The sequence below is a fragment of the Arthrobacter stackebrandtii genome, assembly GCF_017876675.1.
Taxonomy (GTDB): Bacteria; Actinomycetota; Actinomycetes; order Actinomycetales; family Micrococcaceae; genus Specibacter; species Specibacter stackebrandtii.
Window position 1 is genome coordinate 1,943,083 of the sequence record NZ_JAGIOI010000001.1, and the last position, 11,841, is coordinate 1,954,923.

Below are 11,841 nucleotides of genomic sequence, written 5' to 3' on the forward strand. Positions count from 1 at the left end.
CCGATGCGTTCAAAGAGGGTTTTCCACGCAGTAGATTCCCACACCGAGGGGATGCCCACCAGGGTCATCACCGGCGGTGTGGGGACCATCCCGGGCGCCACCATGGCCGAGAGGCGCCTGTGGTTCATGGAGAACAGCGACGACATCCGGACCCTGCTCATGTACGAGCCCAGGGGGCACGCCTCCATGAGCGGCGCCATCCTGCAACCGCCCACAAGGCCGGACGCAGACTTTGGCGTGCTGTTCATCGAGGTCTCCGGGCTGCTGCCCATGTGTGGGCACGGCACCATTGGCGTGGCCACTGTGCTGGTGGAAACCGGCATGGTCCCGGTCCTGGAGCCCGTCACCACCATCCGGCTGGACACCCCGGCCGGACTGGTGGTGGCGGACGTCCACGTGGAGAATGGAGCGGCCAAGTCGGTCACCATCACCAACGTCCCCTCTTTCTCCCTGGCCCTGGACCAGGCCGTGGAGGTGCCCGGATTCGGCCAAGTCCACTACGACATGGCGTTTGGCGGCAATTTCTACGCCGTCGTGGACCTGGAGGAACTGAAGCTTCCGTTCGAGCGGGAGGCGAAGGACAAACTGCTGGCCGCCGGGCTGGCCATCATGGACGCCATCAACAACAGCAGCCCGCCCGTGCACCCCGAGCGCCCGGACATCCATGGCTGCCACCACGTCTACCTGAAGGCGCCGGGCTCCACGGCCCAACACTCACGCCACGCCATGGCCATCCACCCTGGCTGGTTTGACCGCTCACCCTGCGGCACGGGCACCAGCGCCCGCATGGCCGCGCTGCACGCCCGCGGCGAACTGGCACTGGACACCGACTTCATCAACGAGAGCTTCATCGGCACCACGTTCACCGGCCGGCTCGTCGGCGAGACCACGGTGGGCGGACTGCCCGCCGTCATCCCCACCATTACGGGGCGTGCCTGGGTCACCGGCATGGGCCAGTACCTGCTGGACCCGGACGACCCCTTCCCTGCCGGGTTCCTGCTGTGAACGGCCCGGCGCTTGTCCTCACGCCTGAGGAGGAGGCCATGCTCGACGGCGGCCGCGGTCCCGGAACTGCCATGGCCATGCGCATCGTGGTGGCCGTGGCCGGAGTGCTGGGCGCCGACAGGCTCATGCCCATCACCGGCGCGCACATTGACGCCTGCCTCTACCATGGGCAGGCCGGCCTGGACTTTGCCCAAAAGCTGGCGGACCTGGGCGCCAAGGTCGCCGTTCCCACCACGCTGAACACCAGCTCGCTGGACCTGATGCACCCCGGCCTGGTGCGCCTGCCGCCCAGCGAAGCGGTCCCCGCCCGGGCCCTCATGGATGCCTACCGGGCCCTCGGCGCCCGTGCCACCTGGACGTGCGCGCCCTACCAGTCCACGGAGCGCCCGGCCTTTGGCGAAAACATCGCCTGGGCCGAATCCAACGCCATCGTCTTTGCCAACTCCGTCCTGGGTGCACGCACCGAACGGTACGGCGACTTCCTGGACATCTGTGCCGCCGTCACCGGCCGCGTCCCGCACGCCGGCCTGCACATGGGCGAACACCGGATGCCCGCCATCGAGCTCGACTGCTCCCCGCTCTCCAGCGAAATGCTGGGGCATGAGGCCGTGTGGGCTGCGCTGGGCGGGGTGGTGGGGCGCCTCGTCGGGGAGAAGATCCCGCTGTTGACCGGCATCGATCCGGCCGTGGTGGACGAGGACAAGCTCAAGGCCTTCGGCGCCACTGCCGCCTCCTCCGGCGGCGTGGCCCTGTTTCACATTGCCGGCGTGACACCCGAGGCGCTCGCCGCCGGCTGGGACAGCGGCGGGGACGCACCGGGAAAAACCGTCATCACGCCCGCCCTGGTGTGTGCCATGCGCGATGAACTGACGACGGCGGACCCCGCAGCGCCGCTGGACGCGGTGGCCCTGGGCACCCCGCACTTTTCCGTCAAGGAATTCCGGCAGCTCGCCGGACTGCTTGAAGGCGGGCCGTCATTTCGCCCCGGCTGCACCGTCTGGATCAACACTTCCCGCGAGGTCCTCGAACAGGCCCGCGGGGACGGCACGGCCCAGGCCGCCGAGGAGCGCGGGGCGCGGATCGTGGTGGACACGTGCACCTACATCACCCCCATCCTCGGCCCCGAGGAGCGCTCCGTCATGACGCCCTCGGGCAAGTGGGCCTGGTATGCGCCCATGAACATCGGCGTGGACATCATCTTCGGCACCATGGCCGAATGCGTGGACTCCGCAATCTCCGGAAAGGTGGTCCGCCATGACCAGCAGTGGACCTGAGGCGGAAATCGCGGCCGCCACTGAACCGGCCGCCGCCTTCGGCGGCATGACACTCTGCGCCGGGTCCGGATCCGGCCCGCTGCTGGCCCTTGCGGAACCGCTCTCGTTCTGGGGCGGCACCGACAGGAACACCGGCGAAATCATCGACGCACACCACCCCCAGCGCGGCCGGCTGCTGGGCGGGCAGGTCCTGGTCATGGACGCCTCGCGCGGATCCAGTTCCTCGTCCTCCGTGCTGGCAGAGCAGCTGCGGGCAGGAGTCGGCCCCGCCGCCATCCTGCTCACGGCCCGTGACGCCATCGTCTGCCTGGGCGTGCTAGCCGCCGCGGAACTGTACGGCGGCGGGATCCCGGTGGTGCTGCTGGACCATTCCGACGCCGATAGACTGCACCAAAGTGCCCTCCCGGCCAGCGTGTCGGTGACGGCCGAGCCCGGCGGGCGTGCCGCCGTCGTACTTTCAACCGGGGCCGGAGCCCCGGAACCCCAACCCTAGGACAACCATGACACTGCCCTACTTTGACGCCGCACAGCTGCAGGAACTGCTGCCGCCCGGGACCGCCGTGGCCGCGCTGGAGGAGGCGCTGCGCGGCGGGCTCGATCCGGAGCTGGATTCGCCACGGCTGTTTGCGCCGCTGGACGCGGGCGAGTTCCTGCTGATGCCGGCGCAGTCGGCCCGGTACGCCGGGATTAAGGTGGTCACCGTGGCGCCGGAGAACCCCGCCAAGGGGCACCCCAAGATCCAGGGCACGTACCTGCTGCTGGACAAGGACACGCTGGCGCCGCTGGCCGCCATGGATGGGGCCGAGCTGACGCTGATCCGCACGCCCGCCGTGACCACCATGGCCGTCAAGGGGTTGCTGGCGCTGCGCGGCGCGGAATCGGCCGGGACCGTGGCCGTTCTGGGGACGTCGCTGCAGGCGGACCGGCACATCGAGGCGCTCGCAGCAGTGTGCGGCATCGGGGAGCTTGTGGTCATTGGCCGGCGTCCCGAGGCTGCGCAGGCGCTCGCCGACAAGTGGGCCGCGCAGGGAATCCCTTCGCGCGCGGGCAGCCACGGAGACCTGGCGGCAGCCGATGTCATCCTCTGCGCCACGTCCTCCGCCGAGCCGGTGTTTGACGGTGCGCTGCCCAAGGATTCGGCCGTGATTGCGGCGATCGGCTCCCACGGGCTCGATGCGCGGGAGATCGACCCCGTCCTGGCCCGCCGCGCAGAAGTGGTGGTGGAGGGGCGGGCGTCGGCGCTGCGTGAGGCCGGCGACCTGATTCCGGCACGTTCGGCGCAAGAGTGGCAGGAGCGCGGCCTGGCCACGCTGTCGGACCTTGCCAACGGCCGCTTCGACCCAGACCCCGGAAAGCCGCTGCTGTACACCGGTGTTGGCATGTCGTGGGAGGACATCGTGGTGGCGGGCCGGGCCTTTGAATCCGCAGGCTCCGCCGGGGGCGTGCACTAAAATGTCATATGACAGTGGGGCGCAACAGCCGTTCCGCTGCCGCATGGGGCGGTGAGTCCGCTTCAGAAGGGTCCTAGAGGGGGAACGGCATGGAAACTGCGTCTCATTTGACCATGGTCAAGAAAAACGTCAGCCTGCGAGAAACGGTGACGCTTGCACTGCGGGCCGCCGTCATTTCGGGTGAAATGAAACCCGGTGAGGTGTACTCCGCCCCGGCTCTCGGCAAGCGCTTCGGCGTCTCGCCCACGCCCGTGCGCGAGGCCATGCTGGACCTTGCGAAGGAGGGCCTGGTGACCTCGCTGCCCAACAAGGGGTTCCGCGTCACCGAAGTCTCTGACGAGGACCTCGACGAGATCACTGCCCTGCGCCTGCTCATCGAGCCGCCCACCGTCCGGCAGGTCACCCCGCTGATTGACGACGCCGGGCTGGCCCGCCTCCGCCAGATGGCCGATGCGATCGTGGGATTCGCCGTCGCCGGCGACCTCATCCAGTACACCGAAGCCGACCGCGCGTTCCACATTGCCATCCTTGAATACAGCGGCAACAAACGCCTGGTCGCCCTGATTTCCGAGCTGCGCGCCCACACCCGGCTGCTGGGGCTGGCCCCGCTGGCCGCAGCCGGCACGCTGCAGGATTCGGCGCAGGAGCACGTGGAGCTCGTGGAGCTGATTGCGGCCGGCAAGGCCGCGGAGGCGCAGGAGCTGATGACCGTGCACATCGGCCACGTCCGTACCGACTGGGCCAGGCACTAGGCATTTTCGCCGGGGAGGGGGCACCGGTGGCGGGCCCGGCCCGCGGTGGAGGCCTGGCGGTGCCCCGTGCCGTCACAAAACTGGCGCAAAAAGTATCAGGACACCCCGCCACGGAGCTGTGGTGTGTGACATACTACCGTCATGAGTCTTCCCCGATTCGTTGACGTTGTGGTCATCGGCGGAGGTGCCGTCGGTGCCGCCTGTGCTTATTTTGCCGCGCGCTCCGGCCTGTCCGTGGCGGTGGTGGAACGGGGCGCGGTGGCCTCGGGAACCTCCAGTGCCTGCGAGGGCAACATCCTGGTCTCCGACAAGGAAGCCGGCCCCGAACTGGACCTGGCCCAGTACTCGCAAGGCCTGTGGCGCGGGGACCTCGCCGAGTTCGGCCGCCTGTGGGAGTTTGAGGCCAAGGGCGGGCTGGTTGTCTCCGCCCGGCCCGGCACCCAGGAGAACCTCGCCCTCCTCGCCGAACGCCAGCGCGCAGCCGGAATCGATGTCGAGCTGGTTGCAGCAGACGGCCTGGCCGAACTTGAGCCGCAACTGAACCCGAACATGGCCGGCGGGGCATATTATCCGCAGGACGCCCAGGTCCAGCCGATGCTGGCCGCGGCCCACCTGCTGCGCCTGGCCCGCGGGTTTGGCGCCACCGTTCACACACAGACCACCGTCACCGGATTCCTGCGCCGCGGCGACGCCGTCACGGGCGTCGTGACCAGCGGCGGAACCGTCAGCGCCCCCGCCGTCGTCAATGCCGCGGGAACCTGGGGCGGTGCCGTGGCACAGCTGGCCGGTGTCAACGTTCCGGTCCTGCCCCGCAAGGGCTACGTGTTGGTGACGGAACCGCTGCCCATCAAGGTCCGGCACAAGGTATACGCGGCCGAGTATGTGGACAACGTGGCAAGTTCCGATGCCGGCCTGCAGACCTCCCCCGTGGTGGAGGGAACCCGCGGCGGCACCATCCTGATCGGCTCCAGCCGCGAACGGGTGGGCTTCGACAAGGCCGTCGACCCGCGGGTGCTGGCTGCCATGGCGGGCAGGGCGATCGGGCTGTTCCCCTTTCTCGCCGGGGCCAAGGCGCTGCGCAGCTACTTCGGATTCCGGCCGTACTGTCCCGACCACCTGCCGGTCATCGGTGCAGACCCCCGGGCTCCCGGGCTGTGGCATGCCTGCGGGCACGAGGGCGCGGGCATCGGCCTGAGCGTCGGCACGGGCGCCCTGCTCGCAGCCGCCCTTACGGGCACCGCGCCCGCAATGGACCTGGCGCCGTTCGCGCCCGAACGCTTTGACATCCCCGCCGCCCAGGAGGCCGCCCATGCCTGACATACAGATGACCCTCGACGGCGCACCGCTGCCGGCCCGCCCTGGCCAGACCGTGGGCGCAGCACTCACCGCCGCCGGTGTCACCAGTTGGCGCACCACCAGGGCGGGACGCCCCCGCGGGCTGTTCTGCGGCATCGGTGCCTGCTTCGACTGCCTGATCACGGCCGACGGCGCACTCAACCAGCGCGCCTGTCTCACCCCCGTGCATGATGGCATGGTCCTTGAAACCGGAACGGCAGGCGCGCATGAAGAATGAAACGGGCGCGGACCCGGAAATGGCCTTTGACGTTGCCGTGGTCGGCGCCGGGCCTGCAGGGCTGGCCGCGGCCGTGCACGCGGGCGACTGCGGCCTGGCCGTGGTGCTCATCGACGCCGGACAGCAGCCCGGCGGGCAGTTCTGGCGCCACCGCGACGAGGAGGTGCACGGAGCTTCCGGCACCCCGGCCGAGGGCGCCGGGGACGAAGGAGGCGCTGAGGAAGGCGCCGGGCACCACGACTGGAAGACCTTCACGGAGCTGCGTTCACGCCTTTACGCGCATGAAACCTCCGGCCGGGTTCGCTACCTTCGGGGCACGCAGCTGTGGTTGCTGGACACACCCGCCCCCGACGGCACCCGCGTCTTGCAGCTGAGCCCTGTGCTGGAGGTTCCTGCGGACGGAACCCCAGCCGCGGAAGCGGCGCCCGGCTCCGTGCGGGCAGGCCGGCTGGTCCTGTGCCCCGGCGGCTACGACCGCCAGCTGCCCGTGCCGGGCTGGGAGCTGCCCGGTGTCATGGCGGCCGGCGGGGTGCAGGCACTGCTGAAGGGCAGCATGGTGGTCCCGGGCGGCACCGGCGTCGTGGGCGGGACGGGGCCGTTCCTGCTGCCTGTCGCGGCGGGGCTGGCCCGCGCGGGCGTCAAGGTCGCTGCCGTCTGCGAGGCCAACTCGCCCACGGGCTGGCTGAGGAACCTGCGCGGCGCCGTCCGCGCCCCGGAGAAGGTCCCGGAAGGCGTGGAATATGCGGCAGTGCTGGCCCGGCACCGCATCCCGTACCGGACCCGCACGGCGGTGACGGAAATCCATGGAACGGACCGGGTGGAGGCCGTGACCCTTTCTAAGCTCACGCCCGACGGCGCCGTCGTGGCCGGCAGCGGCAGGCGCGTGCCGTGCGACTTCGTGGCGCTGGGCTGGGGCTTCACGCCGTCGCTGGAACTGGTGCTCGCCGCCGGGGCCGCCACCGCCCTCGACGTGGACGGCTCCCTCGTTGCCGTGGTGGACGACCGGCTGAACAGTTCCGTGCCCGGCGTCAGCGTTGCGGGGGAGGCCACGGGGATCGGCGGTGCCGCCATGGCTGTGGTCGAGGGCGAGCTCGCCGCCCTGTCCGCCGCTGCCGCCCGCGGTGGCGAATCCCCGGACCTGCCGGGCAGGATCGCCCGGCTGCAGCGCGAACGCGCCCGGTTGCGGGCCTTCGCCGTCGCCATGCACAGGGCCAACCCCGTCCCCGCGCGCTGGACCGGCTGGCTCACCCCGGACACCATTGTGTGCCGCTGTGAGGAAGCCAGCTACGGGGACCTGTGCAACGCGCACGCCGAGCTGGGTGCCGACGACGCCCGGAGCCTGAAGTCATATGCCCGGCCCGGCATGGGCTGGTGCCAGGGCCGGGTCTGCGGCTTTGCGACGACGTCGATCGCGGCGGACCTGGCAGGACGCGGCCCCACCGCCGAGGACCTGCAGGCCATGTCCAAGAGGACGCTTGCCGCACCTGTCTCGCTGGGCCGCCTCGCGGCGCTCACCGATTCAGGCATGGAGCTCCCGCACGGTGCCGCAGGCGAAAGCCCCTGACGGTCCTGAAAGACACCCGCAACATTGAACGCCACACACGATCGTCAAGATGAAGGAAGCAATGCCATGACTGAAACCGCCACCACAGCCGAAGAGCTGGAGGCCGTGCTCGCCGCGGCCCACGCCGCATCGGGACAGTGGGGCCGACGCCCCGCCGAGGACCGCGCCGCCGCCCTCGTGGCCGCCGCCGACGCCCTGGATGCGGCGGGTCCCGAGCTCATCCCCATCGCGCAGGAGGAGACGAACCTGCCCGAGGCGCGGCTCAGCGGGGAACTCAAGCGCACCACGTTCCAGCTGCGGCTTTTCGCCGAGCTGCTGAATGACGGCGGCTACCTCGACGCCAGGATCGACCATGCCGACGACGCCTGGCCCATGGGGCCACGCCCCGACATCCGCCGCGTCCTGGAACCGCTGGGCCCGGTGCTGGTGTTCGCCGCCAGCAACTTCCCGTTTGCCTTCAGCGTGGCGGGAGGCGACACCTGTTCGGCCCTCGCCGCTGGCTGTGCCGTGGTGCTGAAGGTCCACTCCGGCCACCCCCGTCTCTCGGCCGCCGTGGGTCGCGTGGCCGCCGCAGCGCTGGAAGGTGCCGGTGCGCCGTCGGGCATCCTGCAGCTCATTTACGGCACACAGGCCGGGCGCGACGCCATCCTGGACCCGCGCATCAAGGCCGGTGCGTTCACCGGGTCCATCCCCGGCGGGCGGGCGCTGTTCGACCTGGCCACCTCCCGGCCCGACCCCATCCCGTTCTACGGCGAGCTGGGCAGCGTCAACCCGGTCTTCGTGACGGAGGCGGCGGCAGCGGCGCGCGGGGCGGAGATTGCGGCGGGCTTTGTGGCGTCGTACACCATGGGCGCCGGGCAGTTCTGCACCAAGCCCGGCATCCTGCTGGTGCCGGCCGGCTCGGCCATGGTGTCGGAGCTGGCCGGCACGGCCCGCCCCGCCCCGGCGCCGCTGCTCAACGACAGGATTGCGCAGGGCTACGCGGACTCGCTGCAGGGCCTGTTGGCGCACGACGCCGTTTCCCCCTTGGGCGGCACCGGCGGCACCACCTCGTCCCCGCCCGCGCCGGCGCTCAACGTGACCACGGCGGCGGCGCTGCTGGCGGACCCGGAGGGGCTGATCAGGGAGTGCTTCGGGCCGTCGGCGCTCGTGGCCGCCTACGACTCCGAGGCGGAGCTGCTGGAGGTGGCGGGCGTGCTGGACGGGCAGTTGACGGCCACGATCCAGGGCGAGGACTCCGACGCTGTGGCCCCGGAACTGGTGCGGATCCTGGCCGACAGGGCCGGGAGGGTGCTGTGGAACCAGTGGCCCACGGGCGTCTCGGTGACGTATGCGCAGCAGCACGGCGGGCCGTACCCGGCCACCACCGCACCCACCACGACGTCCGTGGGGACGGCCGGGATCACCCGCTTCCTGCGGCCCGTGGCCTACCAGGGGCTGCCGGACCACCTGCTGCCGGCAGCCCTGCGTGACGGCAACCCGCTGGGAGTGCCGCAACGCATCAACGGGGTGCTCAGCCCTTCGTGAGCGCTGCCGCTGCGGGGTCTTCCTCGGGGTCCAGGGGGTTGGCGGCGGTGCCGCGCCACTTCGCCAGGGCGCTCATGCCGTGGTAGATGATGAGCGCGGCGGCCGTGCCGAGGGCGATGCCCTCGAAGGTGAGGGAGCCGGCTGCCCAGGTGAAGTTTGCCACGCCGATGATCAGCGCGACGGCGGCCGTGGTCAGGTTGATGTTGTTGGAGAAGCTGACCTTGTTCTGCACCCAGATCCGCACACCCAGCACGCCGATCATGCCATAGAGCAGGGTGGCGGCACCGCCCAGGACGCCCACGGGGACGGTGGCGATCAGCTCGCCGAACTTGGGGGAGAAGCTCAGCAGCAGGGCCGCGAGGCCTGCAACGTAGTACGCGGCGGTGGAGTAGACCTTGGTGGCGGCCATGACGCCGATGTTCTCGGCGTAGGTGGTGGTGCCGGAGCCGCCGCCGAGGCCGGCCAGGGTGGTGGCGACGCCGTCGGCAACGATGGCGCGGCCGGCGTAGGGGTCCAGGTCCTCGCCTGTCATCAGGGCAACGGACTTCACATGGCCGATGTTCTCGGCGACGAGCACCAGCACCACGGGGATGAACAGGCCCAGGACGGCAAAGTGGAAGGTGGGTGTCTGGAAGTGCGGCAGGCCGATCCAGGCGGCGGAGTCGAACTTGGAGAAGTCCACCTCGCCGCGCAGCACGGCCACAAAGTAGCCCACCACGACCCCGACCAGGATGGCCAGGCGGCCCAGGATGCCGCGGAACAGCACACTGACCAGGATGATGACCAGCAGCGTGACCAGGGCCGTGACGGGCGCCTTTTCAAAGTTGGCGCGCGCTGAAGGCGCCAGGTTCAGGCCGATCAGGGCCACGATGGTGCCGGTGACGGGTGCGGGCATGAGCCGGTTGATCCACGAGGCTCCGAATTTCTGCACAACCAGGCCCAGGACGGCGAGTGTCACACCGGCCACCACCACGCCGCCGAGCGCCCCGGACACGCCGAACTGCTGCTGCGATGCCATGATTGGGGCGATGAACGCGAAGCTGGAGCCCAGGTAGCTGGGCACGCGGCCGCGCGTCAGGACCAGGAAAAGCAGGGTGCCGATGCCGGAGAAAAACAACGTGGTGGCCGGCGGCATGCCGGTGATCAGCGGCACCAGGAACGTGGCGCCGAACATGGCCACCACGTGCTGCAGGCCGATCCCGATGGTCCGGGGCCAGCTCAGCCGCTCATCCGGGGTGACGACCTGCCCCGGGGCAATGCTCTTGCCGTCGCCGTGAACGGTCCATTTTGTGCCCAGCAAACTCATCAATGCTCTCCGTTATCCGCCAGCGCACCTGCGCGTGGCCCGCGGATAAGAATATCGGAGTGCGTGCCGCCGTGGGTGCAGTGCGCGGCTGCCCGGGCTCCGGCCCTGCCGTGCAGCACCGTTCCCGGCTAGGATCACGTTATGTGCCGACTATTTGGACTCCATGCGGGCGCCGGGCCGGTGAAGGCAACGTTTTGGCTGCTCAAGGCCCCGGACAGCCTGTCCGAACAAAGCCGCCGGGAGCCGGACGGCACCGGCATCGGCATCTTTGAGGCGAACGGGGAACCGGCCATTTTCAGGCAGCCCATCGCAGCGTTTGAGGATGCCGCCTTTGCCGCCGAGGCGCGGGAGCTGGAAAGTGCCACGTTCGTGGCCCACGTCCGGTACGCCACCACTGGCGCCCACACGGTGGAAAACACCCACCCGTTCGAGCAGGACGGCCGCATCTTCGCCCACAACGGCGCCTTTGGCGAGCTGGGCAAGATCGACTCGCGGATTGCCGGGCTCGGCGGTTCGGGGCTGGTCCTCGGCGACACCGACAGCGAGCGGATGTTTGCCCTGATCACCCTGGAAACCAGGCGCCGCGGCGGAGACCTCGAGGCGGGCATCACCGCCGCCGTGGCGTGGATTGCTGCGAACCTGCCCGTCTACAGCCTGAACTTCATCATCACCACGGCCACCGGGCTCTGGGCGCTGCGCTACCCGGAAACGCACGAACTCCATGTCCTCGAGCGTGCCCCCGGCGGCCACCGGGACAGCCAGCCGTTGGCGGTGGACAGCCCTCGCATCAAGGGGCGCAGCCACGACCTGGCCGGGCGGGGTTCGGTGGTCATCGCCACGGAGCCCATGGATGCCGACCCCGGCTGGCGGATGCTGGCTCCGGGCGAATTGCTCCATGTGGGGCCGGACCTGGCGCTTCACTGCACCGTCCCCGTGCCGCAGGACCCGGCGCGCAGGCTGGAACTGGCGGAACCGGTGGCCGGGTCCGCGCCGTAGCTCCGGGAGGCTGCGGCCGGGATGCAGGGGGCCGGCTCAGTGGTGCGGGATGTGGTTTTCGCTGGCCAGAAGCACGACGCCGAGGAGGTCGTTGAGTGCGTGGGCCAGGTCCGGATGGGCCAATTCATACCGGGAGCGGCGGCCTTCCGGGACTGCCACGGCCAAACCGCAGTCCCGCAGGCAGGACAAGTGGTTTGAGATGCTCTGACGTGAAACGCCCAAAGTCTCGGCAAGATCCGCGGGGTAGCGGGGCTCCTTGGCCAGCGCCATGAGGATCTCTGCCCTGGTGGGATCCGAAAGTGCGTAGCCAAAGCGGGCCAGGACCGCTGCGTTGCTAATGGGCTTCATTCTCAATATGGTACATCATTTGGTTAATTCAGCGTTCGATGTACT

At 69.9% G+C, this 11,841-nt stretch carries 12 protein-coding genes; 10 read left to right on the forward strand and 2 right to left on the reverse strand.

What is annotated here, in order from left to right; all coding sequences use genetic code 11:
* Positions 1-3 precede the first annotated feature (3 nt).
* The 9 genes from JOF48_RS08135 (at position 4) to JOF48_RS08175 (ending at position 9,146) form a co-directional block, all read left to right on the forward strand.
* Positions 4-1,005, forward strand: a complete 1,002-nt coding sequence (locus tag JOF48_RS08135; RefSeq protein WP_209679366.1) for a proline racemase family protein — start codon at positions 4-6, stop codon at positions 1,003-1,005.
* Entirely contained in the window at positions 1,002-2,279 is a 1,278-nt protein-coding gene (locus tag JOF48_RS08140; protein WP_342591194.1) for an aconitase X, read from the forward strand. The genes JOF48_RS08135 and JOF48_RS08140 overlap by 4 nt, the downstream gene beginning before the upstream one ends.
* Positions 2,260-2,772 carry an aconitase X swivel domain-containing protein gene (locus tag JOF48_RS08145; RefSeq protein WP_245346453.1) on the forward strand — a complete coding sequence of 171 codons (513 nt, stop codon included), beginning with the start codon at positions 2,260-2,262 and terminating at the stop codon, positions 2,770-2,772. Before JOF48_RS08140 ends, JOF48_RS08145 begins: the two co-directional genes overlap by 20 nt.
* Before the next feature lie 7 nt (positions 2,773-2,779).
* Positions 2,780-3,730, forward strand: a complete 951-nt coding sequence (locus JOF48_RS08150) for an ornithine cyclodeaminase family protein (RefSeq protein WP_209679368.1) — start codon at positions 2,780-2,782, stop codon at positions 3,728-3,730.
* An 89-nt stretch (positions 3,731-3,819) separates the two neighbouring features.
* Positions 3,820-4,482, forward strand: a complete 663-nt coding sequence (locus tag JOF48_RS08155) for a GntR family transcriptional regulator (protein WP_209679370.1) — start codon at positions 3,820-3,822, stop codon at positions 4,480-4,482.
* Positions 4,483-4,623: 141 nt separating this feature from the next.
* On the forward strand, positions 4,624-5,799 hold the full coding sequence (locus tag JOF48_RS08160) for an NAD(P)/FAD-dependent oxidoreductase (protein WP_209679372.1): 1,176 nt from the start codon (positions 4,624-4,626) through the stop codon (positions 5,797-5,799).
* Complete coding sequence (locus JOF48_RS08165) at positions 5,792-6,055, forward strand: (2Fe-2S)-binding protein (protein WP_209679374.1); 264 nt, start codon at positions 5,792-5,794, stop codon at positions 6,053-6,055. The genes JOF48_RS08160 and JOF48_RS08165 overlap by 8 nt, the downstream gene beginning before the upstream one ends.
* Positions 6,045-7,619 carry an FAD-dependent oxidoreductase gene (locus JOF48_RS08170; RefSeq protein WP_245346454.1) on the forward strand — a complete coding sequence of 525 codons (1,575 nt, stop codon included), beginning with the start codon at positions 6,045-6,047 and terminating at the stop codon, positions 7,617-7,619. The genes JOF48_RS08165 and JOF48_RS08170 overlap by 11 nt, the downstream gene beginning before the upstream one ends.
* Positions 7,620-7,685: 66 nt before the next feature.
* Complete coding sequence (locus tag JOF48_RS08175) at positions 7,686-9,146, forward strand: aldehyde dehydrogenase family protein (RefSeq protein WP_209679376.1); 1,461 nt, start codon at positions 7,686-7,688, stop codon at positions 9,144-9,146.
* Here the strand turns inward: JOF48_RS08175 and JOF48_RS08180 are convergent.
* Positions 9,133-10,452 (reverse strand): uracil-xanthine permease family protein, encoded by a 1,320-nt coding sequence (locus tag JOF48_RS08180; protein WP_209679378.1) that lies wholly within the window; start codon positions 10,450-10,452, stop codon positions 9,133-9,135. The genes JOF48_RS08175 and JOF48_RS08180 overlap by 14 nt on opposite strands.
* A gap of 141 nt (positions 10,453-10,593) precedes the next feature.
* Here JOF48_RS08180 and JOF48_RS08185 point away from each other — a divergent pair, with 141 nt between their 5' ends.
* A complete protein-coding gene (locus tag JOF48_RS08185) occupies positions 10,594-11,448 on the forward strand; it encodes a class II glutamine amidotransferase (RefSeq protein WP_209679380.1) in 855 nt (284 codons plus the stop codon).
* Between the two features lie 36 nt (positions 11,449-11,484).
* On the opposite strand, the gene JOF48_RS08190 is transcribed toward JOF48_RS08185, so the two are convergent.
* On the reverse strand, positions 11,485-11,796 hold the full coding sequence (locus tag JOF48_RS08190) for an ArsR/SmtB family transcription factor (protein WP_209679382.1): 312 nt from the start codon (positions 11,794-11,796) through the stop codon (positions 11,485-11,487).
* Between the last annotated feature and the right edge of the window lie 45 nt (positions 11,797-11,841).

What these genes read in the sequence shown, in the direction of transcription:
- JOF48_RS08135 (WP_209679366.1), top strand. Translation starts at nt 4, where the DNA reads ATGCGTTCAAAGAGGGTTTTCCACGCAGTAGATTCCCACACCGAGGGG.
- JOF48_RS08145 (WP_245346453.1), top strand. Translation starts at nt 2,260, where the DNA reads ATGACCAGCAGTGGACCTGAGGCGGAAATCGCGGCCGCCACTGAACCG.
- JOF48_RS08150 (WP_209679368.1), top strand. Translation starts at nt 2,780, where the DNA reads ATGACACTGCCCTACTTTGACGCCGCACAGCTGCAGGAACTGCTGCCG.
- JOF48_RS08155 (WP_209679370.1), top strand. Translation starts at nt 3,820, where the DNA reads ATGGAAACTGCGTCTCATTTGACCATGGTCAAGAAAAACGTCAGCCTG.
- JOF48_RS08160 (WP_209679372.1), top strand. Translation starts at nt 4,624, where the DNA reads ATGAGTCTTCCCCGATTCGTTGACGTTGTGGTCATCGGCGGAGGTGCC.
- JOF48_RS08165 (WP_209679374.1), top strand. Translation starts at nt 5,792, where the DNA reads ATGCCTGACATACAGATGACCCTCGACGGCGCACCGCTGCCGGCCCGC.
- JOF48_RS08170 (WP_245346454.1), top strand. Translation starts at nt 6,045, where the DNA reads ATGAAGAATGAAACGGGCGCGGACCCGGAAATGGCCTTTGACGTTGCC.
- JOF48_RS08175 (WP_209679376.1), top strand. Translation starts at nt 7,686, where the DNA reads ATGACTGAAACCGCCACCACAGCCGAAGAGCTGGAGGCCGTGCTCGCC.
- JOF48_RS08180 (WP_209679378.1), bottom strand. Translation starts at nt 10,452, where the DNA reads ATGAGTTTGCTGGGCACAAAATGGACCGTTCACGGCGACGGCAAGAGC.
- JOF48_RS08185 (WP_209679380.1), top strand. Translation starts at nt 10,594, where the DNA reads ATGTGCCGACTATTTGGACTCCATGCGGGCGCCGGGCCGGTGAAGGCA.
- JOF48_RS08190 (WP_209679382.1), bottom strand. Translation starts at nt 11,796, where the DNA reads ATGAAGCCCATTAGCAACGCAGCGGTCCTGGCCCGCTTTGGCTACGCA.